Source organism: Pseudomonas danubii, assembly GCF_042980055.1.
GTDB classification, from domain to species: Bacteria; Pseudomonadota; Gammaproteobacteria; order Pseudomonadales; family Pseudomonadaceae; genus Aquipseudomonas; species Aquipseudomonas danubii.
Map to the genome: position 1 here is coordinate 599,175 of NZ_CP116502.1, position 24,257 is coordinate 623,431.

At 62.8% G+C, this 24,257-nt stretch carries 20 protein-coding genes; 11 read left to right on the top strand and 9 right to left on the bottom strand.

What is annotated here, in order from left to right; all coding sequences use genetic code 11:
* Positions 1-22: 22 nt before the first annotated feature.
* The 7 genes from PFZ56_RS02870 to bioB form a co-directional block, all read right to left on the bottom strand.
* Positions 23-1,828, bottom strand: a complete 1,806-nt coding sequence (locus PFZ56_RS02870; protein ID WP_102861950.1) for a phenylacyl-CoA dehydrogenase — start codon at positions 1,826-1,828, stop codon at positions 23-25.
* Between the two features lie 299 nt (positions 1,829-2,127).
* Positions 2,128-2,424 carry a pyrroloquinoline quinone biosynthesis protein PqqE gene (locus PFZ56_RS02875; RefSeq protein ID WP_102861951.1) on the bottom strand — a complete coding sequence of 99 codons (297 nt, stop codon included), beginning with the start codon at positions 2,422-2,424 and terminating at the stop codon, positions 2,128-2,130.
* Between the two features lie 107 nt (positions 2,425-2,531).
* Complete coding sequence (gene bioD, locus PFZ56_RS02880) at positions 2,532-3,212, bottom strand: dethiobiotin synthase (RefSeq protein ID WP_102861952.1); 681 nt, start codon at positions 3,210-3,212, stop codon at positions 2,532-2,534.
* Positions 3,209-4,021 carry a malonyl-ACP O-methyltransferase BioC gene (gene bioC / locus PFZ56_RS02885; RefSeq protein WP_110594463.1) on the bottom strand — a complete coding sequence of 271 codons (813 nt, stop codon included), beginning with the start codon at positions 4,019-4,021 and terminating at the stop codon, positions 3,209-3,211. The genes bioD and bioC overlap by 4 nt, the downstream gene beginning before the upstream one ends.
* Positions 4,014-4,745 carry an alpha/beta fold hydrolase gene (locus tag PFZ56_RS02890; RefSeq protein ID WP_102881061.1) on the bottom strand — a complete coding sequence of 244 codons (732 nt, stop codon included), beginning with the start codon at positions 4,743-4,745 and terminating at the stop codon, positions 4,014-4,016. The genes bioC and PFZ56_RS02890 overlap by 8 nt, the downstream gene beginning before the upstream one ends.
* Complete coding sequence (gene bioF, locus PFZ56_RS02895; protein WP_110594461.1) at positions 4,738-5,916, bottom strand: 8-amino-7-oxononanoate synthase; 1,179 nt, start codon at positions 5,914-5,916, stop codon at positions 4,738-4,740. The genes PFZ56_RS02890 and bioF overlap by 8 nt, the downstream gene beginning before the upstream one ends.
* Before the next feature lie 131 nt (positions 5,917-6,047).
* Complete coding sequence (gene bioB, locus PFZ56_RS02900) at positions 6,048-7,103, bottom strand: biotin synthase BioB (RefSeq protein ID WP_102861956.1); 1,056 nt, start codon at positions 7,101-7,103, stop codon at positions 6,048-6,050.
* A gap of 91 nt (positions 7,104-7,194) precedes the next feature.
* Between bioB and PFZ56_RS02905 the strand changes: the two genes are divergently transcribed.
* The 5 genes from PFZ56_RS02905 to rarD all read left to right on the top strand — a co-directional run bounded on the left by PFZ56_RS02905 (position 7,195) and on the right by rarD (position 13,020).
* Complete coding sequence (locus PFZ56_RS02905; protein WP_170002871.1) at positions 7,195-7,935, top strand: ComF family protein; 741 nt, start codon at positions 7,195-7,197, stop codon at positions 7,933-7,935.
* A gap of 64 nt (positions 7,936-7,999) precedes the next feature.
* Positions 8,000-8,764: a TOBE domain-containing protein gene (locus PFZ56_RS02910; protein ID WP_102861958.1), complete on the top strand. Its 765-nt coding sequence runs from the start codon at positions 8,000-8,002 to the stop codon at positions 8,762-8,764.
* Positions 8,765-8,847: 83 nt separating this feature from the next.
* Positions 8,848-10,749: a PhoX family phosphatase gene (locus tag PFZ56_RS02915; RefSeq protein ID WP_170002873.1), complete on the top strand. Its 1,902-nt coding sequence runs from the start codon at positions 8,848-8,850 to the stop codon at positions 10,747-10,749.
* Positions 10,750-10,907: 158 nt separating this feature from the next.
* A complete protein-coding gene (locus PFZ56_RS02920) occupies positions 10,908-11,882 on the top strand; it encodes a serine/threonine protein kinase (protein WP_102861960.1) in 975 nt (324 codons plus the stop codon).
* A gap of 250 nt (positions 11,883-12,132) precedes the next feature.
* Positions 12,133-13,020 carry an EamA family transporter RarD gene (gene rarD, locus PFZ56_RS02925; RefSeq protein WP_102881065.1) on the top strand — a complete coding sequence of 296 codons (888 nt, stop codon included), beginning with the start codon at positions 12,133-12,135 and terminating at the stop codon, positions 13,018-13,020.
* Positions 13,021-13,245: 225 nt separating this feature from the next.
* Here the strand turns inward: rarD and PFZ56_RS02930 are convergent, their stop codons facing one another.
* Positions 13,246-13,764 carry a glycine cleavage system protein R gene (locus PFZ56_RS02930; protein WP_016964741.1) on the bottom strand — a complete coding sequence of 173 codons (519 nt, stop codon included), beginning with the start codon at positions 13,762-13,764 and terminating at the stop codon, positions 13,246-13,248.
* 555 nt (positions 13,765-14,319) lie between these two features.
* On the opposite strand from PFZ56_RS02930, the gene PFZ56_RS02935 reads away from it, so the two are divergent.
* A complete protein-coding gene (locus PFZ56_RS02935) occupies positions 14,320-16,497 on the top strand; it encodes a malate synthase G (RefSeq protein ID WP_170002875.1) in 2,178 nt (725 codons plus the stop codon).
* 111 nt (positions 16,498-16,608) lie between these two features.
* Here PFZ56_RS02935 and PFZ56_RS02940 read toward each other — a convergent pair whose 3' ends face one another.
* On the bottom strand, positions 16,609-17,055 hold the full coding sequence (locus tag PFZ56_RS02940; protein WP_102861963.1) for a response regulator: 447 nt from the start codon (positions 17,053-17,055) through the stop codon (positions 16,609-16,611).
* Positions 17,056-17,313: 258 nt separating this feature from the next.
* Between PFZ56_RS02940 and PFZ56_RS02945 the strand changes: the two genes are divergently transcribed.
* The 5 genes from PFZ56_RS02945 (at position 17,314) to PFZ56_RS02965 (ending at position 24,238) form a co-directional block, all read left to right on the top strand.
* Entirely contained in the window at positions 17,314-19,248 is a 1,935-nt protein-coding gene (locus PFZ56_RS02945) for a putative nucleotidyltransferase substrate binding domain-containing protein (protein ID WP_222933739.1), read from the top strand.
* A 10-nt stretch (positions 19,249-19,258) separates the two neighbouring features.
* The gene (locus PFZ56_RS02950) at positions 19,259-19,966 is read left to right on the top strand and encodes a PolC-type DNA polymerase III (RefSeq protein WP_170002877.1); all 708 of its coding nucleotides are present in this window, start codon (positions 19,259-19,261) and stop codon (positions 19,964-19,966) included.
* 169 nt (positions 19,967-20,135) lie between these two features.
* The gene (locus PFZ56_RS02955) at positions 20,136-20,654 is read left to right on the top strand and encodes an RNA polymerase sigma factor (protein WP_170002879.1); all 519 of its coding nucleotides are present in this window, start codon (positions 20,136-20,138) and stop codon (positions 20,652-20,654) included.
* Positions 20,651-21,628, top strand: a complete 978-nt coding sequence (locus PFZ56_RS02960) for a FecR domain-containing protein (RefSeq protein ID WP_170002881.1) — start codon at positions 20,651-20,653, stop codon at positions 21,626-21,628. The genes PFZ56_RS02955 and PFZ56_RS02960 overlap by 4 nt, the downstream gene beginning before the upstream one ends.
* Before the next feature lie 180 nt (positions 21,629-21,808).
* Positions 21,809-24,238 (top strand): TonB-dependent siderophore receptor, encoded by a 2,430-nt coding sequence (locus PFZ56_RS02965; protein WP_170002883.1) that lies wholly within the window; start codon positions 21,809-21,811, stop codon positions 24,236-24,238.
* The last annotated feature ends 19 nt before the right edge of the window (positions 24,239-24,257 follow it).

Genomic DNA, 24,257 nt, shown 5'->3' on the forward strand with positions numbered 1-24,257 from the left:
TTTCTGAAAGGTCCGGTAAGGCTTAGTAGGCCAGGCCGAAGTCCTCTTCCTTCATGTCCATCAGGTTGTTGGCGCCCGACAGCATGGTTGCAACGTGAGTGCGGGTACGCGGCAGGATGCGCTGGAAGTAGAAGCGCGCAGTCTGCAACTTGGCCGTGTAGAAAGCCTCTTCGGTAGTGCCGGCTGCCAGCTTTTCAGCCGCCAGACGGGCCATGTCGGCCCAGAAGTAGGCCAGGCAGGCATAACCGGAATACATCAGGTAGTCCACCGAAGCAGCGCCCACTTCTTCACGGTCTTTCATCGCGGCCATGCCCACTTTCATGGTCAGCTCGCCCCATTCCTTGTTCAGTGCCGCCAGCGGAGCGACGAATTCCTTAACGGCTTCGTTGCCTTCGTTGTTCTGGCAGAACTTGTGGACGATCTTGGTGAAACCCTTGAGGGCCTCGCCCTGAGTCATGAGCACTTTGCGGCCCAGCAGGTCCAGAGCCTGGATGCCAGTGGTGCCTTCGTACAACATCGAGATACGGCTGTCGCGAACGTTCTGCTCCATGCCCCACTCGGCGATAAAACCGTGGCCACCGTAGATCTGCACACCGTGGTTGGCGGACTCGAAGCCGACTTCGGTCATGAACGCCTTGGCGATCGGAGTCATGAAAGCCAGCAGTGCATCGGCTTTCTTCTTCTCTTCTTCGTCTACACCGTATTTGACGATGTCGACCTGCTTGGCGGTGAAGTACACCATCGCCCGGTTACCTTCGGCGAAGGCTTTCATGGTCAGCAGCATGCGACGTACGTCAGGGTGCACGATGATCGGGTCCGCGGCCTTGTCCGGCGCTTTCGGGCCAGTCAGGGAGCGCATTTGCAGACGGTCGCGAGCGTATTTCAGGCCACCCTGGAAGCCGATCTCGGCGTGGGCCAGGCCCTGCAGAGCGGTGCCCAGACGCGCGGTGTTCATAAAGGTGAACATGCAGTTCAGGCCTTTGTTCGCCGGGCCGATGAGGAAACCGGTGGCCGCGTCGAAGTTCATCACGCAGGTGGCGTTACCGTGGATGCCCATCTTGTGTTCCAGCGAACCGCAGCTGACCGCGTTGCGCTGGCCGACACTGCCGTCAGCGTTAGGCAGGAACTTGGGCACGATGAACAGCGAAATGCCTTTGGTGCCGGCCGGTGCGTCCGGCAGACGGGCCAGAACGATATGGACGATGTTGTCGGCCATGTCGTGTTCACCGGCGGAGATGAAGATCTTGGTACCGGTGACTTTGTAGGAACCATCAGCCTGAGGTTCGGCCTTGGTGCGCAGCATGCCCAGGTCGGTGCCGCAATGCGGCTCGGTCAGGCACATGGTGCCGGTCCACTCGCCGGACACCAGCTTGGTCAGGTAAGCCTCTTGCTGCTCAGGAGTACCGTGCTCGGAAATCGTATTCATCGCGCCGTGAGACAGGCCTGGGTACATGCCCCACGACCAGTTGGCTTCGCCGACCATTTCGCTGACTGCCAGGCCCAGGGATTCAGGCAGGCCCTGGCCACCGTGCGCGACGTCGTGAGCCAGGCTTGGCCAGCCGCCTTCAACGAATTGCTTGTAGGCCTCTTTGAAGCCAGTCGGGGTCTTAACGCCGGATTCACTCCAGGTGCAACCTTCCTGGTCGCCCACACGGTTCAGCGGCGCCAGTACCTGCTCACAAAACTTCGCACCTTCCTCGAGAATGGCGTCAACCATGTCCGGAGTGGCGTCCTGGCAAGCCGGGAGGCTCTGATAGTGCGCCTCATAGCCGAGCAGTTCGTCACGAACGAAGCGAATATCACGCAAGGGGGCCTTGTAGTCAGGCATAGCGATAAACCTCTGCTGATGTAACCGGGAATGAACAACCGCGTTGATTTTTTATAGCGGTCAAACAGGTGTTTGAAACATACGTTTAGGCCCAAATCTTGTCAAGCGCCGCTCCCATGCCTTTCGTCATCGAAACAAAATGCACGCGCAGGCAAATACCCACAGCGCTGCCGTGAAGTGTAGAAGCCGGCTCGCCGACGATCAGTTACACAAAGAAATGAAGAAGAGGAACCACAGAAGAGAAAGGCATGAGCAAACGCCCGCCTCGCGTGAGAGAAGCGGGCTTTAGCGCAGAGTGATCAAGCGTAGGTATCGATCAGGGTACCGAGTACCTCATCAGAGGCTTTGGCAACTTTGACGCCCAGTTCCACCTGGACCTTGCCCATGGACATCTCGACCATACTGCTGGCCAGGTCCGAACTCTGGCTGCGGTCCACGCCCCGTAGGCGATTGACCGAATCCGCCGACGCCTGGCTGTCGGCAGAGCGTTCAACGGCGCTGCTGGCGATCTGGCTGGAACCTTGATCGACACGATTCTGCCCAGTCTGAATCGCGTTCAGTCCGGCGTAGAAAGCGCTGTTCCCGGAAATTTCCATAAGAGAACTCGACCTTGAAAATGAATGACGGGTGTTATTGAAGCAGACCTGTCAAAAAAACACCCGTCAAAAACACTAATGGCAATATGCCTTGCCATAGGCAAAATCTAGTCCAGCAGATCCAGCTGCAGATGTTCGGCCACTGCCTCGGCACTGGCTGACTTGAGTCGCGGCACTCGGCCCAGGCACGGCGCAGGCAGGCGCTCCGCCAAAGTCGCGAGGTTTTCTTCCAGACGAGAGGTCTTGGGATCGATGATATTGGCTACCCAGCCCGCCAGTTGCAGACCGTCCTGAGCAATGGCCTCGGCAGTCAACAACGCATGATTGATGCAGCCCAGTCGCACGCCCACCACCAGAATCACCGGTAAGCCCAGCGCCATGGCCAGATCCGACAGGTTGTCCTGATCCGCCAGGGGCACTCGCCAGCCACCCGCACCTTCGATCAGGGTGAAATCCGCCCCCTTGGCCAGAATGTGGCGCATGGGCGTCAGCAATGACTGCACCGTCAATGCCACCCCGGCCTCTCGTGCCGCCAGGTGCGGTGCGATGGGCGGCTCGAAGGCGACCGGATTGACCTCTTCATAGCTCAACGGCAACGACGACTGCGCCAGCAATGCCAGAGCATCGGCATTGCGCAGGCCCTTGGCGCTCAACTCGCACCCGGAAGCCACAGGTTTGCCTGCCGCAGTACTCAGCCCGGCCAGCCGCGCCGCATGCAACAGCCCCGCGGCAATGGTGGTTTTACCCACATCGGTGTCGGTGCCAGTAATGAAATAGGCAGCACTCATAGCGGTTTCTCCAACACGGCATACACCACCTGATAGGTCGCCGGCAGCCCCTGGGGCTGACGAAACCCCTCGTAAGCCTCGATCAACCCGGCGATACGCGCGCGTCCGGTGAGGCCGCCGGGACGACCGGGATTCAGATTGTGTGCACCCAAGGCTTTCAACTCATGGGTCAGACTACGCACATCCGGGTAATGCAGGACATGGGGAACGCTCTCCAGACTACGTACGTGCAAACCACTGGCATCGCACAAGTGGCGATAGCGTGCGAACTCACGAAAGCGATTGACGTGAACCTGCCCATCGACCCGCCCCCAGCTCTCACGCAGCTCCTGCAAAGTGCCGACGCACAGACTGGCAAAAGCCAGCACACCGCCCGGCTTGAGCACCCGCTTGGCTTCACTGAGCACGGCAGCAAAGTCGGCACACCACTGCACCGCCAGGCTGGAGAAAATCAGCTCGCAGCTGCTGCCCTGCAACGGCAGGCGCTCAGCATCTCCAGCGAAAAAGTGCTCGGCGCCACCCAGGGGCCGCGCGTGCTTGAGCATGCCCTCGGCAATATCCAGGGCCAGCCCCTGACTGCCGGCGAAGCGTGTCCCCAGCACTCGACTGAAATGCCCCGTACCACAGCCCAGGTCCAGCCAGCGCGCAGGCGTCCAGCCTTCAGGCAAACGGCTCAGCAATTGCTGGCCGACCGTGCGCTGCAACTCGGCAACGCTGTCGTAACTGGCTGCGGCGCGGGAAAACGAAGCCGCCACCTGACGCTTGTCAGGCAGGCCTGCGGGTAAGACAGGAACAGACAAATCAGTCATCGCCGGACTCATGCAAAAAAGCCTGGATCGCCCCCGCCACTCCGTGGGGGTCCTCCAGAAGAAAACCGTGGCTGGCCTGCTCGATCAGGCCAACTTCTATATCCGGCAGCAATACCAGCAACTCGGCGGCCGCCTCGGCCGGCACCAGGGCATCCAGCCCGGCGAACAGGTGCAACTGCGGGCCGCGAAAAGCCAGCAAGGCTTCGCGCGTATCCAACTGCGCCAACAACTCCAGACCCGCCATCAGCACCGCACCCGGCGTGGTCGGCGCCCCGCCCAGCAGCATCCGCGACAAGCCGCGGGGATCGGCAGCGCCCTGGGCACACAGCAGGGAAAAGCGCTTGAGGGTGGTACGCGGATCAGCGGCGCAGCCGGCCAGGAAGCCGTCAAAGGTCTCAGCGGCCATGGCACTGGACCATTGCTCGTGAGCAACGAAGCTGGGATTGCTGGCCAGGGTCAACAAACCGCAGCAGCGCTCGCCGCGTCGGGCCGCCAACTCCGCGGCGAGCATGCCGCCCAGGGACCAGCCCCCCAGCCAGGCGTCATCCGGCAGCGCATCGTCGAGCTCGTCCAGCCATGCCTGCAGATCGCTGGACGTCAGCTCCGGCAGGGGTTCGATCTCCACCCGCAAGTGTTCATCCAGCCCCTGCAAAGCGGCAGCCAAAGGTTCCAGGGGCGACACCCCCAGCCCCCAGCCCGGCAACAGGATCAGTCGATCACGCATGGCTAGGCCTCGTTTGCAGTTCACTGAAACAATCCGCCAACGCGCTTAACAATAGCTGGACCTGCGCCTCGCTGTGGGCGGCGGACAACGTCACCCGCAGCCGCGCACTGCCGGCCGGCACGGTCGGCGGACGGATGGCGGTGACCATGATCCCCCGCGAACGGAGCATCCGTGACAACTCCATGGCCCGGGCACTGTCGCCCACCATGATTGGCTGGATCGGGGTAAAGCTGTCCATCAGCTCCAAGCCAATCTGCTCGGCCCCCAGCCGGAACTGACGAATCAGCTTCGCCAGGTGCTCGCGCCGCCAGTGCTCGCTGCGTAGCAACTCCAGGCTCTTGCGCGTGGCGCAGGCCAGCGCCGGTGGCTGGCTGGTGGTGTAGATATAAGGCCGGGCGAACTGGATCAGTGTTTCGATCAGCTCCTCGCTACCGGCGACAAAGGCCCCAGCGGTACCGAAGGCCTTGCCCAGGGTGCCCACCAGCACCGGCACTTCATCCAGCCCCAGGCCGAAGTGTTCCACCAGCCCGGCACCGTTGGCCCCCAGCGGACCAAAGCCATGGGCATCGTCCACCATCAGCCAGGCACCACGGGCCTTGGTTTCCCGGGCCAGGGCCGGCAGGTCGGCGACATCGCCGTCCATGCTGAACACCCCATCAGTGACCACCAATGTATTGCCGGTGGCCTTCTCCAGGCGTTTGGCCAGGCTCCCTGCATCGTTGTGCAGATAGCGATTGAAGCGCGCACCAGAGAGCAGGCCGGCATCCAGCAGGGAAGCATGGTTGAGACGGTCTTCCAGCACCGTGTCGCCCTGCCCGAGCAACGCCGTGACCGCCCCGAGATTGGCCATGTAGCCCGTGGTAAACAGCAACGCCCGCGGGCGCCCCGTGAACTCGGCCAGGGCTTCTTCCAAAGCGTGATGGGGAGCGCTGTGACCGATCACCAGATGGGAAGCGCCGCCGCCCACGCCCCAGCGGCTGGCACCAGCGCGCCAGGCTTCGATCACCTGCGGGTGATTGGCCAGGCCCAGGTAGTCGTTGTTGCAGAAAGCCAGCAATGGCTGGCCGTCCACCACCACTTGCGGCCCCTGAGGGCTTTCCAGCAGCGGACGCTGGCGATAAAGATGTTCAGCACGACGGGCTGCAAGCCGTGCTGCGAGATCAAAAGACATGCTGGCCTCGATATTGGCTCACAGACACATTACCCGCAGGAGCTGGCTTGCCAGCGAAACAGACGACGCGAAACCCGTCGCACTTGCGCCGTTCACGGGATTCGCCGGCAGCCGGCTCCTACCACAGGAGGTCAGACGGCAGCGTTGTAGAACTGCTCGCTGCTCTTCTGCTCCACCAGGGCCTGCTCGATGGCCGCCTGATGCACTTCGTCGGCGTGCTCTTCCCGGGCTTCGGGCTGGATGCCCAGGCGCGCGAACAACTGCATGTCCTTGTCGGCCTGCGGGTTGGCGGTGGTCAGCAGCTTGTCGCCGTAGAAAATCGAATTGGCACCGGCGAAGAAGGCCAGGGCCTGCATCTGCTCGTTCATCGCTTCGCGGCCGGCGGACAGGCGCACGTGGGATTGCGGCATGAGGATCCGTGCCACGGCGAGCATGCGGATAAAGTCGAACGGGTCCACATCCTCAGCGTTTTCCAGCGGCGTACCGGCCACCTTCACCAGCATGTTGATCGGCACCGACTCCGGGTGCTCCGGCAGGTTGGCCAGCTGGATCAGCAGGCCGGCGCGGTCGTCCAGGGACTCGCCCATGCCGAGGATGCCGCCGGAACAGATCTTCATCCCGGCGTCACGCACGTAGGCCAGGGTTTGCAGGCGCTCGCTGTAGGTGCGGGTGGTGATGATGCTGCCGTAGAACTCCGGCGAGGTATCCAGGTTGTGGTTGTAGTAGTCCAGGCCGGCCTTGGCCAGGGCCTCGGTCTGGTCCTGATCGAGACGGCCCAGGGTCATGCAGGTTTCCAGGCCCATGGCCTTCACGCCTTTGACCATCTCCAGCACATAGGGCATGTCCTTGGCCGAAGGGTGCTTCCAGGCGGCGCCCATGCAGAAACGCGTAGAGCCGATGGCCTTGGCCCGAGCGGCCTCCTCCAGCACCTTCTGCACTTCCAGGAGCTTTTCCTTTTCCAGGCCGGTGTTGTAGTGGCCGGACTGCGGACAATATTTGCAATCTTCCGGGCAGGCGCCGGTCTTGATCGACAGCAGGGTCGAAACCTGGACCCGATTGGCATCGAAATGCGCGCGGTGCACCGTCTGCGCCTGGAACAGCAAGTCATTGAATGGCTGGACGAACAGGGCTTTGACTTCAGCCAAAGTCCAGTCATGACGCAGGGTAGCGGTGGTGCTGGCGCTCATGGGCGATTCCTTGATTATGCTTGGCAGGCGGTGCGGGACAGGGAAAGTCCACAGCCGCAACACGGATGTTCGGCATATTTAAGGAAGAGCCATGCACTGTCAACCTGAATACAAAGGGCCAGTTTACATCTGGTCAAAAAACAAACAAATCTGTTTGCTTTGCGATGAGCCCAGCGATTCAGCCCTGGCCCTGTGCAGTTCATGTCAGGACGAACTGCCCTGGCTCGGCGCCCAATGCTCGGTCTGCGCCCTGCCCCTGCCCGCCGCCAGCCTGACCTGTGGCCAGTGCCTGAAACGTCTCCCCGCGTTTCGACGGGTCATCGCCCCCTGGCGTTACGATTTTCCGGTGGACAGCCTGATCAGCCGTTTCAAACACTATGAAAAGTGGCCTTTTGGCCAACTGATGGCCGAACTTCTCAGCCAATTCCTTCACTATCGCTACGATGAAGGCCTGCCCCGGCCAGACTGCCTGCTGCCGGTGCCGCTGTCCCGGCGACGCCTGCGCCAGCGAGGCTTCAACCAGGCCGGCATGCTGGCCCAGTGGCTGGGAGAACAACTGCAACTGGCGGTGGAGCCCCTTCTGCTGCTGCGCACCCAGGACACCCCGGCACAACAAGGCCTGGGGGCCCGTGCCCGTCAGCGCAACCTGCACCAGGCCTTCGCCCTCGCCGCCGACGCGCCTGTGGCCGGCCGCCACCTGGCCCTGGTGGACGACGTCCTCACCACAGGTGCCACTGCCCAGGCCCTGGCCCGGTTGCTGATCAATGCCGGTGCCCGTCAAGTGGATGTCTATTGCCTGGCCCGAACCGCAAGACCCAACACCCCCGGCTGACTTGACTCTCATCGCTCAAACCGCAAACTCCCTGTCCATCTTCAGTGCCCAAAGCGTCCCTGCCATGTCCTTGCCCACTCTGTTGACCCAGCACATCGCCCGCCGCCCACAACGCATCGCCCTGCTGCAACACATTGCCGAACAGGGCTCCATCACCCGCGCGGCCAAAAGCGCCGGCCTGAGCTACAAGGCCGCCTGGGATGCCATCGATGAGCTCAACAACCTGGCTCAGCGTCCGCTGGTAGAGCGCAACGTCGGCGGCAAGGGCGGCGGCGGGGCCAAACTCTCCGCCGAGGGCGAACGCGTGTTGCGCCTTTACCAACGCCTGCAAGCACTGCAGGCCCAAGTGCTGGAAGCCGCAGAAGATGCCAGCGATCTCGATCTGCTGGGGCGCCTGATGCTGCGCACCAGTGCCCGCAACCAGCTGCACGGCAAGATCCGCGAGATCGCACCTCTAGGCTGCAATGACCTGATCAGCCTGGAGCTGCCCGAAGGCCTGCTCCTCAAGGCGCAGATCACCCACGACAGCACCCAGCGCCTGGAACTGGAAACCGGCACTGAAGTGGTGGCCTTGATCAAGGCCGGCTGGCTGGACCTGCACCCTGCCGACGCCCAAGTAACAACTGGACACAATTGCCTGAGCGGGACCGTCGAGCAGATTCTCGACGCCGAAGACGGCCCCTGCGAGGTGCGCATCACCCTGCCCAACGGCCAGACCCTCTGCGCCCTGGCCGAGCCGCACCGGCTCAAGACGCTGGAAATGACCGAAGGCAAACCGGTCCAGGTGCAGTTCTCTGCCTCCCATGTCCTGCTCGGCACCCCGCTGTAACCGGAGTGCGACGACTTCAGGCTGCAACATATTCGTCATAGGCGCTCATTAAGGTGGCTGCAAAAACCCGCAGGGAGCCTGATATGAGCCTGTTAGAAGAAGACCAACCCACCGACCTGGAACAGATGGTCGGCCTCAGCCGCCGGGGTTTCATCGGTGCCGGTGCCCTGTGCGGCGCCGCCCTGTTTCTCGGTGGCGGACTGCTCGGCCGCAGCGCCCTGGCCACCAGTGTCAGCGCCGGCAACAGCCAGCTGCTGGGTTTTGCCGGCATTGCGGCCGCCACCAGCGACAACATCACCCTGCCGGCGGGCTACAAATCCTCGGTACTGATCAGTTGGGGCCAGCCGCTGACCAAGAACGGGCCGGCCTTCGACCCCAGCGGCAATGGCACCGCCCAGGCCCAGGAAGTGCAGTTTGGCGACAACAACGACGGCATGAGCCTGTTCGCCTTCCCGGACGACAAGCACCGGGCGCTGATGGCGATCAACAACGAATACACCAACTACCGCTACCTCTATTCCCACGGCGGCCAACCGCAATCGGCCGAGGACGTGCGCAAGGCCCAGGCCAGCGAAGGGGTGTCGGTCATCGAAGTGCAGCGCAAGAACGGCCAGTGGCAGTTCGTCCAGGGTTCACGCTACAACCGGCGCATCCACGGCAACACGCCAATCCGCCTCAGCGGCCCTGCCGCCGGTCACGACCTGCTCAAGACCGCTGCCGACCCCAAGGGCAGGAAAGTCCTCGGCACCTTCCAGAACTGCGCCAACGGCAAGACCCCCTGGGGCACCTACCTGACCTGCGAAGAGAACTTCACCGACTGCTTCGGCAGCAGCAACCCCGAGCAGAAGTTCGACGCCGCGCAGAAACGCTACGGCGCGGTGGTGACCAGCAAGGACATCAACTGGCACCCCCACGACCCGCGTTTCGACCTGGCCAAGAACCCCAACGAGCTCAACCGTCACGGCTGGGTGGTGGAAATCGATCCCTTCGACCCGCAATCGACCCCGGTCAAACGCACCGCCCTGGGCCGCTTCAAGCATGAAAACGCGGCCCTGGCGCAAACACGTGACGGCCGCGCCGTGGTCTACATGGGGGACGATGAGCGCGGGGAATTCATCTACAAGTTCATCAGCCGCGACAAGATCAACCACCGCAACCCCAAGGCCAACCGCGACCTGCTGGACCACGGCACCTTGTACGTGGCGCGCTTCGATGCCGGCGACGGCAACCCGGACCGTCCCAAGGGCCAGGGCCAGTGGATCGAGTTGACTCACGGCAAGAACGGCATCGACGCCAGCAGCGGCTTTGCCGACCAGGCCCAGGTACTGATCCAGGCACGCCTGGCGGCCAGTGTGGTCCAGGCCACGCGCATGGACCGCCCGGAATGGATTGTGGTCAGCCCCAAGGACGGCCAGGTCTATTGCACCCTGACCAACAACGCCAAGCGTGGCGAAGACGGCCAGCCAGCAGGTGGCCCCAACCCGCGGGAGAAGAATGTCTACGGACAGATCCTGCGCTGGCGCACCGGCGGCGACGATCATGGCGCGATGAGTTTTTCCTGGGACCTGTTCGTGGTAGCCGGCAACCCCGCTGTGCATGCCGGCCAGCCCAAGGGCGGCTCCTCCAACATCACCCCAGAGAACATGTTCAACAGCCCCGACGGCCTGGGTTTCGACCAGGCCGGACGCCTGTGGATCCTCACCGACGGCGACTACAGCAACAGCGGCGATTTTGCCGGCATGGGCAATAACCAGATGCTCTGCGCCGACCCGGACAGCGGTGAAATCCGCCGTTTCATGGTCGGACCGGTGGGCTGCGAAGTCACCGGGATCGCCTTCGCCCCGGACCAGAAGACCCTGTTCGTCGGCATCCAGCACCCGGGAGAAACCGGTGGTTCGACCTTCCCCGAGCACCTGCCCAACGGCAAGCCGCGCTCCTCGGTGATGGCTATCACCCGGGAAGACGGCGGCATCATCGGCGCCTGAACCCGCCCCGCGCCAAACCGGCTCCTACGTCCGTAGAAGCCGGCTCGCCGGCCAACCTGGCGCCCAGCCGAACCACCAGCAAACCCTCCCCCGCTGGCTCCCCGTCTGCGTTACCATGCTTGGCCGGACGCGGCAGCCTGCTGCGCGCAGGAGTAAGCATGTCGCACCCGTTTGAAACACTGACCCCCGACCTGGTTCTCGACGCCGTTGAAAGCATCGGTTTTCTCAGCGACGCCCGCGTGCTGGCGCTCAACAGCTACGAAAATCGCGTCTATCAAGTCGGCATCGACGAAGGCGAACCGCTGATCGCCAAGTTCTACCGCCCCCAGCGCTGGACCAACGAAGCGATCCTGGAAGAACACCGCTTCACCTTCGAACTCGCCGAGTGCGATGTGCCGGTGGTCGCACCGATCATCCACGACGGTGCCAGCCTGTTCGAGCATGCGGGCTTTCGCTTCGCCCTGTTTCCGCGGCGTGGCGGGCGCGCGCCCGAACCGGGCAACCTGGATCAACTCTATCGCCTCGGGCAATTGCTCGGTCGCCTGCACGCCGTGGGCGCCACCCGCCCCTTCGAGCACCGCGAAGCCCTGGGCGTGAAGAACTTCGGTCATGACTCACTGGCGACCCTGCTGCAAGGCAACTTCATTCCCAAGAGCCTGCTGCCGGCCTACGAGTCCGTGGCCCGGGACCTGCTCAAGCGGGTGGAAGAGGTCTACCAGGCCACCCCGCACCAGAACATCCGCATGCACGGCGATTGCCACCCCGGCAACATGATGTGCCGCGACGAGATGTTCCATATCGTCGACCTGGACGACTGCCGCATGGGCCCAGCGGTGCAGGACCTGTGGATGATGCTGGCCGGCGATCGCCAGGAGTGCCTCAGCCAGCTCTCCGAACTGATGGACGGCTACAGCGAGTTCCATGATTTCGACCCGCGGGAACTGGCCCTGATCGAACCGCTGCGAGCCCTGCGCCTGATGCACTACAGCGCCTGGCTGGCACGACGCTGGGACGATCCGGCCTTTCCCCACAGCTTCCCCTGGTTCGGCAGCGAACGTTACTGGGGGGATCAGGTCCTGGCCCTGCGCGAACAGCTGGCGGCCCTCAACGAAGAACCTCTCAAACTGTTCTGACCCTGCCTGCAGGAGCTGGCTTGCCAGCGAAGAGGCCCATGAGGTCGTCTTCGCCGGCAAGCCGGCTCCTACAAGAATCCGCCTCGATACAACGCCAACCGTAGGAGCTGGCTCGCCAGCGAAGAGGCCCGTAAGTTCGCCATTGCCCACCAGCCCTCCCCCACAGAACGGGTGGCGCAAAAGTCAGGACATGTCCTGACAATTGTCCTTACAATCCCGTCTTCGTTAGCTGCCTAAGCAAGGACTCTGCATGCAAGCCGCCAACCCGCGTCGCGGGTACATCCTGGGCCTGACCGCCTACATCATCTGGGGTCTGTTTCCGATCTACTTCAAAGCCATCGCCAGCGTTCCGGCCGTGGAAATCATCGTCCACCGGGTACTCTGGTCGGCGCTGTTCGGCGCTGTGTTGCTGATGGTGTGGAAACATCCCGGCTGGTGGCGCGAGCTGCGGGAAAACCCCAGGCGCCTGGCCATCTTGGCCCTGAGCGGCACCCTGATCGCCGGCAACTGGCTGACCTATGTCTGGGCCGTGAACAATGGGCGCATGCTTGAGGCCAGCCTGGGCTACTACATCAATCCCCTGATCAATGTGCTGCTGGGCATGCTGATTCTTGGCGAACGCCTGCGGCGCATGCAGTGGCTGGCGGTGATCCTGGCGGCGGTGGGCGTGGCCCAGCAAGTGTGGCAAGTAGGCAGTTTGCCCTGGGTCTCACTGATACTGGCACTGAGCTTCGGCTTCTATGGCCTGATCCGTAAACAGGCCCCGGTCAAGGCCTTGCCCGGGCTGGTGGTGGAAACCTGGATGCTGGTGCCCATCGCCATGGCCTGGCTGCTCCTGCACCCCGAAGCCAGCAGTGCCCATGCCGACTTCTGGACCAGCTCCGAAGCCTGGTGGCTGGTAGCCGCCGGCCCGGTCACGCTGATCCCGCTGGTGTGCTTCAACGCCGCGGCTCGGCACTTGCCCTACACCACCCTGGGCTTCCTTCAGTACCTGGCGCCAACCCTGGTGCTGCTGCAAGCGGTGCTGCTGTTTGGCGAACACCTGTCCTCCAGCACCTTGCTGGCGTTCATGTTCATCTGGGCCGGCCTTGCGGTGTACAGCGTCGATGCCTGGCTCAGCCTGCGCGGCCGCCGCTGATCAATAAACGTACAACGCCCTGCAGGCCAGTCCATTCGTGGCCTGCAGCGATTCTTCCCAAGGTTATCCACAACCTGATCCCCGCCGTTTGTGCACAAGCCCTTGAAACTGCTGGTTTTTTGATCAGAGCGCGCTAAGCCGCGGCGGTACTGGGCTGGCGACGGGTCTCTACAGGTTATCCACAGGCGCATGCACGGATTACTGGGATAACCTGCGGGACGGTGTTCAGACCTCGCTGCGCAGCACCAACTCCACCATCAGATCGTCGGCCAGGGTTTCCAGGCGCGACTGCAATACCTCCAGGGACAACGTCAGGGGCACCGCCAGAATCGCCTCGGCATGAAACAACGGCTCGCTGCTCATGGGCGCTGGGCGCACCTCGGTCACCAGCCGTTCAAGGTTGACCCCCTGCTCCGCCAGCAAGCGGGTGATATCCCGGACGATTCCCGGACGATCATTGCCCACCAGCTCCATGGCGATGGGTTTCCAGGTGCAGGACTGCTCGATGCCGCTTTCGGCGATCAATACCCGGATGCCCTGGGCGGAGAGCCCCTGCAAGGCATCCACCAGCTCATCGTAGGCCTCGGCCGGGACCCCGACCCGCAAGATGCCGGCAAACTGCCCCGCCATGCGCGACAGACGGCTTTCCAGCCAGTTGCCGCCGTGCTCGGCGATGCACTGGGCAATACGCTCGACCTGTCCGGCCTTGTCCGGGGCGAAAACCGTGAGAACGAGATGGTCCATGGCGCAGCCCTCTTTGCTTGATGAAAGAGCAATTATAGGCAGCCTCATTCCCCGCGCCTTCCAACCCATATCGCAGCAGCTTGTGTAGGCGCTGGCTTGCCAGCGAAAGTGCCCGCAAGGCCGACGCAACCCCCGAAGGCCCATTCGCCGGCAATCCGGCTCCTACGAGGACGCGCAGGGCAAAACATAAATCGTGTACAACTTTTTGTATTTATATGGAACAATCCACCAGCTTTTTTGAGAACATCACGTTCCCCAGCGTGACCGCACTGCATTCTTAAGTCGCGGAACGACGTATTTAGTCTAATTTTCACAAGCGCAATTCATCATGTAGTATGCCGCAGCGCGCACTACATAACGTTGGAACGATGTCTGCCAAGGCCTGATCGCAACCCTCGCAACCGCCCATCAGCAAGGCTCCGCCGTTGATTGGAAGCACCCAGCCGCCAGCAATGGCATGTACTGGTGAACAGGGTTGTGCTTTAAATGGCCGCCGGCTTCATTGTTAATTTGAAGAGCTGAAAAGCGAAATAGCTGAGCAGAGTGAGGCAAGCAATGACTGAACACGTTCAAGTCGGTGGCCTGCAGGTCGCCAGAGTCCTGTTCGACTTCGTGAACAACGAAGCCATTCCCGGTACCGGCCTCACCGCCGACGCATTCTGGGCCGGTGCCGACAAGGTCATCCACGACCTGGCGCCGAAGAACAAAGCCCTACTCGCCAAACGCGATGATTTCCAGGCACGGATCGATGCCTGGCACCAGTCCCGTGCCGGCCAGGCACACGATGCCGTGGCCTACAAAGCCTTCCTGCAAGACATCGGCTACCTGCTGCCAGAAGCGGCAGACTTCCAGGCCAGCACCCAGAACGTCGATGAAGAAATCGCCCACATGGCCGGCCCGCAGCTGGTAGTGCCGGTGATGAACGCGCGCTTCGCCCTCAACGCTTCCAATGCCCGCTGGGGTTCGCTATACGACGCCCTGTACGGCACCGACGCCATCAGCGAAGCCGATGGCGCGGAAAAAGGCAAAGGCTACAACAAGGTTCGCGGCGACAAGGTCATCGCCTTCGCCCGCGCCTTCCTCGATGAATCGGCGCCACTGACCGCCGGCTCCCACGTGGACTCCGTGAGCTACAAGATCGTCGGCGGCAAGCTGGTGGTGGGTCTCAAGGGCGGCAGCAACAGCGGCCTGCGCAACGATGCCCAACTGATCGGCTACCAGGGCGACGCCGCAGCTCCTACCGCGATCCTGCTCAAGCACAACGGCCTGCACTTCGAGATCCAGATCGATGCCACCAGCCCGGTCGGCCAGACCGACGCCGCCGGGGTCAAGGACCTGCTGATGGAAGCGGCCCTGACCACCATCATGGACTGCGAAGACTCGGTTGCCGCGGTTGATGCCGACGACAAGGTGGTGATCTACCGCAACTGGCTCGGCCTGATGAAGGGCGACCTGGCGGAAGAGGTTTCCAAGGGCGGCAAGTCCTTTACCCGCACCATGAATGCCGACCGCGAGTACACCGGCGTCAACGGTGAGCCGGTGAAGCTGCACGGCCGTTCGCTGCTGTTCGTGCGTAACGTCGGCCACCTGATGACCATCGACGCGATCCTCGACAAGCATGGCAACGAAGTGCCGGAAGGCATCCTCGACGGCCTGGTCACCAGCCTCGCGGCGATCCACAACCTCAACGGCAACACCTCGCGCAAGAACAGCCGTACCGGCTCGGTGTACATCGTCAAGCCGAAGATGCACGGCCCTGAAGAAGCCGCGTTCACCAACGAACTGTTCGGCCGCATCGAAGACGTACTGAACCTGCCGCGCAACACCCTGAAAGTCGGGATCATGGACGAGGAGCGCCGCACCACGGTCAACCTCAAGGCCTGCATCAAGGCGGCCAGCGAGCGCGTGGTGTTCATCAACACCGGCTTCCTCGACCGCACCGGCGACGAGATCCACACCTCCATGGAAGCCGGCGCCATGGTGCGCAAGGCCGACATGAAGGCCGAGAAATGGATCGGCGCCTACGAGAACTGGAACGTCGATATCGGCCTGTCCACCGGCCTGCAAGGCCGTGCGCAGATCGGCAAGGGCATGTGGGCCATGCCGGACCTGATGGCCGCCATGCTCGAACAGAAGATCGCCCACCCGCTGGCCGGTGCCAACACCGCCTGGGTGCCGTCGCCGACCGCCGCCGCCCTGCACGTGCTGCACTACCACAAGGTCGACGTGTTCGCCCGTCAGGCCGAACTGGCCAAGCGTGCCCGCGCATCGGTGGACGACATCCTGACCATCCCTCTGGCCAGCGACACCAACTGGTCGGCCGAGCAGATCAAGAACGAACTGGACAACAACGCCCAGGGCATTCTCGGTTACGTGGTGCGCTGGATCGACCAGGGCGTGGGTTGCTCGAAAGTGCCGGACATCAACGACGTTGGCCTGATGGAAGACCGCGCCACCCTGCGCATCTCCAGCCAGCACATCGCCAACTGGCTGCGCCACGGTGTGGTCACCCAGGCGCAGGTGCTGGAAAGCCTCAAGCGCATGGCCCCGGTGGTCGACCGGCAGAACGCCAGTGACCCGCTGTACCGCCCGCTGGCCCCGGACTTCGATAGCAACATCGCCTTCCAGGCCGCCCTGGAGCTGGTGATCGAAGGCACCAAGCAGCCTAACGGCTACACCGAGCCGGTATTGCACCGTCGTCGTCGCGAGTTCAAGGCCAAGAACGGCCTGTAAGCACGCCTGGCAACAGACAAAAAGCCCCGGTCCGCCGGGGCTTTTTAGTGTGTCGCCCTGGCTCGGCGCTTGCAGATTGCAGATTGCAGATTGCAGATTGCAGATTGCAGCTCAGTGAATGACACCCAGTTCGTGTTTGACCAGGGCCAGCAACTTGCCGGTGTCGATGGGTTTGAGCAGGAAGTCCACCACGCTCAAGTGCATGGCAGCGATGGCGTCGCGCACATCGGCGTCACCGGAAATGATGATGATCGGCAGCGCCGCCCGTTCCGATTCCCGCACCTGGCGAATCAGGTCAAGACCACTGCAGGGCGCCATGCGCAGATCGGTGATCAGCAGGCCGATGGACTTGTTCGATTCGAGTAATTCAAGAGCGGCCTTGCCGCTGGCAGCCGTGATGCAACGGATACCATCCAGGCCAAGAATTTCCGCCAGCAGTTCCCGTGCATCCTTGTCGTCATCGGCGATCAACACCCGCTGGGCCGGCAGATCCGGCTCCAGCATGACTGCACTCAGCGCCTCGCGCTCGGCGTCACTCAAAATATCGTGGTCGGGCATACATTTCTCTACATGAACAGATCAATCCCCTAGCACATTGGTCAGACATCGCTAAGCAGACCTCCAATGTGCACTTCGTCGGAAAAATTGCCAAGAGCCTTGATCAGAGCTTTTTTGCATTGATTAAACGCCGCTCAAAGCCAAATGTCCGGGCTCCGGCCGCTACCTAGACTTACGTCCAATGGGCACCTCGCGCTGGGAGTCCGACCATTGCCGTGATCCGACCACAACAAATCCAAAAAGACTGCGGTAATCGTTATGAGTAAAGCGGACGCCTTCACCCAGGCAGGGAAGACCGCGGTGTTGCAGAACATCCAGGGGACCGTGCAGTTCCTGCAGCGGTTCCCCCCCTTCAACCAGATGGAAAACCTCCACCTGGCCTATCTGGTAGAACAATGCCAGCTGCGTTTCTACGGGCCCGGCGACAGCATCATCAAGCCCGCCGACGGCCCGGTTGAGCACTTCTATATCGTCAAGCAGGGGCGCGTGGTGGGCGAACGCACCCACGCCGCCAAGGGCAGCACCGAAACCACCTTCGAGATCACCACTGGCGAATGTTTTCCCCTGGCTGCACTGCTGGGCGAACGCGCCACCCGCACCGAACACCGGGCCGCCGAAGACACCTTCTGCCTGCAATTGAACAAGAGCGCCTTCATCAAACTCTTCGCCTTGTCCGACGAGTTCCGCGATTTCGCCTTGCGCGGGGTCAGCAGCCTGCTGGATCAGGTCAATCAGCAGGTCAAGCAAAAGGCCGTGGAAACCCTTGGCACCCAATACTCGCTGAACACCCGCCTGGGCGAACTAGCCATGCGTCATCCGGTCGCCTGCGCCCCACAGATGCCGCTGCGTGAGGCCGTGGCGCTGATGCACGAGCAACAGGTGGGCAGCATCGTGGTGGTGGACGAGCACAAGGCGCCCCTGGGGATCTTCACCCTGAGGGACCTGCGCCAGGTCGTCGCCGACCGCACCCAGGACCTCAACCAGCCCATCGAACAGCACATGACCCAGGCCCCTTTCTTCCTCAGCCCGGACCACAGTGCCTTCGACGCCGCCATCGCCATGACCGAGCGCCATATCGCCCACGTCTGCCTGGTGAAAGACCAGCGCCTGTGCGGCGTGGTCTCCGAGCGCGACCTGTTTTCCCTGCAACGGGTCGATCTGGTGCACCTGGCGCGAACCATCCGCAATGCTCCCCGGGTGGAACACCTGGTGGCACTGCGAGGCGAGATCGGCCAATTGGTGGAGCGCATGCTGGCCCACGGTGCGTCGTCGACCCAGATCACCCACATCATCACCCTGCTCAACGATCACACCGTATGCCGAGTGATCGAGTTGACCCTGGCGGACAAGGGCGACCCCGGCGTGCCCTTCAGCTGGCTGTGCTTCGGCAGCGAAGGCCGGCGCGAACAGACCCTGCACACCGACCAGGACAACGGCATCCTGTTCGAGGCCCGGGACGCGGCCCACGCCGCCGAGATCCGCGGCAAGCTGCTGCCCATCGCCCAGCAGATCAACCAGAGCCTGGCGCTGTGCGGCTTTACCCTGTGCAAGGGCAACATCATGGCCGGCAACCCCGAGCTGTGCCTGTCCCGAGCCGAATGGGCCCGACGCTTTGCCGCCTTCATCCGCGAGGCAACGCCGGAAAACCTGCTGGGTTCGAGCATCTATTTCGATCTGCGGGTGGTCTGGGGCGATGAACAAGGCGCCGAACAACTGCGCCGGGGAATCCTCGACCAAGTGGGCGACAACCGTCTGTTCCAGCGCATGATGGCGGAAAACGCCTTGCGCCAGCGCCCGCCCGTGGGCCGCTTCCGCGAATTCGTCCTGGCCAAAAAGAACGGCGAAAAAGCCACCCTCGACCTCAAGGTCCAGGGCCTCACCCCCTTCGTCGATGGCGCCCGGCTGCTGGCCCTGGCCAACGGCATTGGCGCCATCAACACCCTGGAGCGTCTGCGCCAGCTGGTGTCCAAGCAGGTCATCGAGCCCCTGGACGGCGCCGCTTATGAAGAGGCCTACCACTTCATCCAGCAGACCCGCATGCAGCAACATCAACGCCAGACCCGGGAAAACCAGCCCTACTCCAATCGGGTCGACCCCGACAGCCTCAATCACCTGGACCGACGCATCCTGCGCGAGTCCCTGCGCCAGGCCCAGCGCCTGCAAAGCAGCCTGGCCCTGCGCTACCAGTTATGAGCTATCAGTCATGAGCCTGTTTGCCTGGTTCCGTCCCGCCGCCAGCGTCCTGACGGCCCAACAGCAACAACGCCGCGACCGCCTGCCCGCGTTCACCGAACTGGGTGAGTGCGGCCTGCGAGAGCAACGCTGGGTGGTGGTGGACCTGGAAACCACCGGCCTCAACCTCAACCGCGATCAGGTGCTGTCCATCGGCGCGGTGGTGATCGAGGACGGCGCCATCGACTTCAGCCAGCAGTTCGAACGCACCCTGCAGCGTGAAGGCCACAAGCTCAGCCCCAGCGTGCTGATCCATGGCCTGGGGCCCAGCGCCATAGCCGCCGGCTGCGATCCAGTGGAGGCCCTGCTGGACTTCATGGAGTTCGTCGGTGACAGCCCGCTCCTGGCGTTTCATGCCCCCTTCGACCAGCACATGCTCGGTCGGGCACTCAAGGACAGCCTGGGCTATCGCCTGCAGCACAGTTTCCTCGACGTGGCGGACATGGCGCCCATGCTCTGTCCCCAGGCCGCTTTCCGTGAGGCCGGCCTGGATGACTGGATCAACGTGTTCAAGCTGCAAGTGGCCGAGCGTCACCACGCAGCAGCCGACGCCCTGGCCACGGCAGAGCTGGCACTGATCCTGTTCAACCGTGCCCGCCAGCAGCAGATTGACAGCCCGCTGAACCTGCAACAGCGCCTCAGCCAATGGAAACGCCGCCAGCAGGCGCACTCGTTCTGATCCGCGGCAATTGACCGTGGCGAGGGCGCAGTCTGCCTCGCCACATCAGAAAAAAGCGTGCAACCCACGGGAAAGAGCAGCCGACCAGCGCCAATTGCGCCTGTGTTTCGCCTCTGCCACAATCGCGAATAGTTCTCGTTATTTTAAACTTCTCGATCGGTGAGCCCCGTTGTCGTCAGTCCAAAGCCCCCACAATGAGCTGGTTGGTGCGTTGTATCGCGACCATCGCCGTTGGCTATTGGCCTGGCTGCGGCGCAACGTTGCCTGCGCTCAACGGGCCGAGGACCTGAGCCAGGACACCTTCGTGCGCCTGCTGGGTCGCGATGAACTCGAGGCTCCACGGGAACCCAGGGCCTTTCTGGTGGCCATCGCCAAAGGCCTGTTGTTCGACTACTTCCGCCGCGCCGCCCTGGAACAGGCCTACCTCAGCGAACTGATGCTGATCCCCGAAGGCGAACAACCGTCGCCGGAAGAGCAGCAGATGATCCTCGAAGACCTCAAGGCCATCGACCGCCTGTTGGGCAAACTCTCCAGCAAGGCGCGCATGGCCTTCCTCTATAACCGCCTCGACGGCCTGAGCCACGCCGAGATCGCCGAACGCCTGGGAGTCTCGGTGCCACGGGTGCGTCAGTACCTGGCTCAGGGCATCCGCCAGTGCTACATCGCCCTGTACGGGGAGCCGGTATGACTCCCATCAGCTCCAAGCCGGTGTCCGCCCGGGTGCTGGATGCCGCCATTGCCTGGCAACTGTCCCTGGACGGCGGCGCCAGTGCCGTGGAGCGCGAAGAGTTCGCCAAATGGCATGCCGCCCATGAAGAACACGCCCGCGCCTGGCGCCAGTTGGGCATGCTCGACCAGCGCTTTAGCGTGGCGGCCGGCCCGGCGCGCAATGCCTTGGTGCAATCTCGCGAAGGCCTGCGCCGGCGCGTGCGCAAACTGGGACGCGGAGTCGCCAGCGTGGTGCTGGTGGCGGGGCTGGCGCTGTTTGCCGGCGAGCGCTACCTGCCGGTGGACTACTGGCTGGCCGACCAGCGCACCGCCACCGGTGAGCAGCGCACCCTGCGCCTGACAGACGGCACGGTGATCAACCTCAATACCCACAGTGCGCTGGATGTGCGCTTCGATGAGAAGCAGCGCCGGATCGTTCTCCAGGAAGGCGAAATCCTCATCGAGACCGGGCACAACGACAGTCGCCCCTTCATCGTCGAAACCCGCGACGGCCGGATGCGCGCCCTGGGTACGCGCTTCCTGGTCAAGCGTGAAGACCAGGGCACCCGCCTCGGCGTGCTGCAATCGGCGGTGGCGGCGCGAGCGCAAGCCGGCCAGGACGAACACGTCTTCAAGGAAGGCCAGCAAGTGCTGATGCGCCGCGACGGTCTCGGGCCGCTGCAGGCGCTGAACCTGGGCGCCGATGCCTGGACCCGAGGCATGTTGGTGGTGGACAACGCCCGCCTCGGTGACCTGATCGATGAGCTGGGCCGTTATCGCCGCGGTCACCTGGGCGTGGCCCCGGAAGTGGCCGACCTGCGGATCACCGGCAGCTTCCCGTTGCAGGACACCGACCTGGCCCTCAATGCCCTGCTGCCGACCCTGCCCGTGAAGATCGAGCGGCACACCGACTGGTGGGTGACCGTGGTGGCCAAGGCTGACGCCAAACACTGAGAACGGTGTCGTGGCCTTCGCCAGCAAGCTGGCTCCTACACCGATCCCGTAGGAGCTGGCTTGCCAGCGAATGAACCTCAATCAATCTAAATCTAAATTATTTTCAATCTGCCCTATCACTTTTCCAATCTCGTCCGGCACCTAGGCAATTGCGAAACATTTCCATTCAGGAGCCGCCGTATGTACCGCCCGCTAGACACTCTGTTGCGCCCCAGTCTCTTGGCCGTTGCCATCGCGCTCAGCGCCCCCCTGACCAGCCCAGCGCTGATGGCCGCCGAACAGGCCAGCAGCGTGCGCGCCTACAACCTGCCAGCAGCGCCCCTGGCCAGCACCCTGAACCAGATTGCCAGTCAGGCTGGCCTGGCCCTGAGCCTGAATCCGTCCCTGGCGGCGGGCAAGACCTCGGCTCCAGTCAATGGCCAGTTCGACGCCCCGGGCGCCTTGCGCGAAGCCCTGCGCGGCACCGGCTTGCAACTGGAGCACAGCAGCGCCGGCACCTACAGCCTGGTGGCGGCACCGGAAGGCGTGGTGACCTTGCCGGAAACCAATATCACTGGCCAGCTGGCTGGCGAGAGTGCCTGGGGCCCGGTCGACGGTTACCTCGCCACACGTACCGCCGCCGGCACCAAGACCGACACCTCGCTGGTTGAGGCTCCGCGCTCGATTTCCGTCGCTACCCGCCAGCAGATGGAAGACCGCAACGTCCAGAACCTCGACGATGCCGTGCGTTACATGCCCGGGATTGTTTCTGCCAGCTACGGCAGCGATACCCGCTATGACTGGATGCGTGTACGGGGCTTCGAACCCACACAGTTCCTCGACGGCTTGCCCCTGCCCCGCGGTGTGTATGCCAACCCGAAAGCGGAAACCTGGAACCTCGACCGCCTTGCCCTGCTGCGCGGCCCGGCGTCCTCGGTGTATGGCCAGACCCCGCCGGGCGGCCTGCTGGATATGGTCAGCCGGCGCCCCAGTGCAGACACCAGTCATGCCGTGCAGATCCAGTACGGCAGTGACAACTACCGCCAGATCAACTTCGCCAGCACCGGCAAGATCGACGATGAAGGCCAGTTCCTCTATGGGCTCAGCGGCGTCGTGCGCGATGCCGGCACCCAGGTCGATCACATCGACAACAAGCGCTACAACATTGCCCCCAGCCTGACCTGGAACATCGATACCGATACCAAGCTGACCCTGCTCACGCAGTTCACCCGCGACGATACCGGTGCCACCAGCCAGTTCATGCCGATCCAGGGCACCAAGATCAAATCGCCACTGGGCGACGTCTCCCATCACAAGAACCTGGGTGACCCGGACTACGAGTTCTACGATCGGACCTACTACGCGCTGGGCTACGCCTTCGAGCACCGCTTCAACGATGTCTGGCAGTTCCGTCAGAACCTGCGCTACACCAAATCGGAGCTGTCCTTCCAACAGTTGACCGTGGGTTCCTATGCCTACTCCCCGGCTGATGCGGCGGGCAACATCAGCCGTACCTCGACCAACGTCAACGAAGACATCGGCCAGTTCGCGGTCGACAACAACTTCCAGGCGGACTTCGCCACAGGCGACATTACCCACACGGTGCTGCTTGGCCTGGATCACCAACGTACCGACACCTCCTACCTGTCGATCTACGGCAACGGGGGAACAACCAACATCTTCAACCCGGTGTATGGCCAGCCGATTGTTCGTCCGTCGCGCACCGACGCTTATTACGACTACGACCAGAAAACCATTCAGACCGGCCTCTACGTCCAGGACCAGATGGCCCTGGACAACTGGCGCCTGACCCTGGGTGGCCGTGAGGACTGGGTGCACCAAGGCACCACCTACCTCAACAAGAAAGACGTGACCAACACTGATCGCAGCAAGAACTTCAGTGGCAATGCGGCGCTCAGCTATGTGTTCGACTCGGGTGTCGTGCCGTACATTTCCTACGCCGAATCCTTCCAGCCAGCGAGCAACGCTAGCGTTTCACCGACCGAATCGTATAAACCCACGGAAGGTAAACAGTGGGAGCTGGGCATCAAGTATCAACCGCCGGGTTCGAACACGCTGCTGAGTGCGGCGGTCTACGACCTGACCCAGAAGAATGTCCTGGTAACCAGCATTGGGGCAGGAGGCGAGTCGATCACCAACCAGACCGGCGAAGTGAAGGTCAAAGGCCTGGAGCTGGAAGCCGTGTCTGACGTGACCGAAAACCTCAAGGTCATCGCTGCGTACACCCTGGCCAAGTCCGAGGTACAAAAAGGCATCCACAAAGGCAACCGCCTGCAGCTGATGCCAAACCAGCAAGCCTCCCTGTGGACGGACTACACCTGGCACTCCGGCGTACTCGACGGTTTCGGCATCGGTGCCGGCGCCCGCTACACCGGCAATACCTATGGCGACCAGGCCAACACCTGGCTGGGCAAGGCCGACGCCTACACGGTGTTCGACGCTGCCGTGCATTACGACCTCGGTCGCCTGGACAACAGCCTCAAAGGGGCGTCGCTGAAACTCAACGCCACCAACCTGTTCGACAAGGACTACCTGTCCACCTGCGATGGTTCCTACTGCTATTTCGGCGATCAGCGCAGCGTGGTCGCCAGCGCCACCTATCAATGGTAATCGGCTGAGTTAACAACCA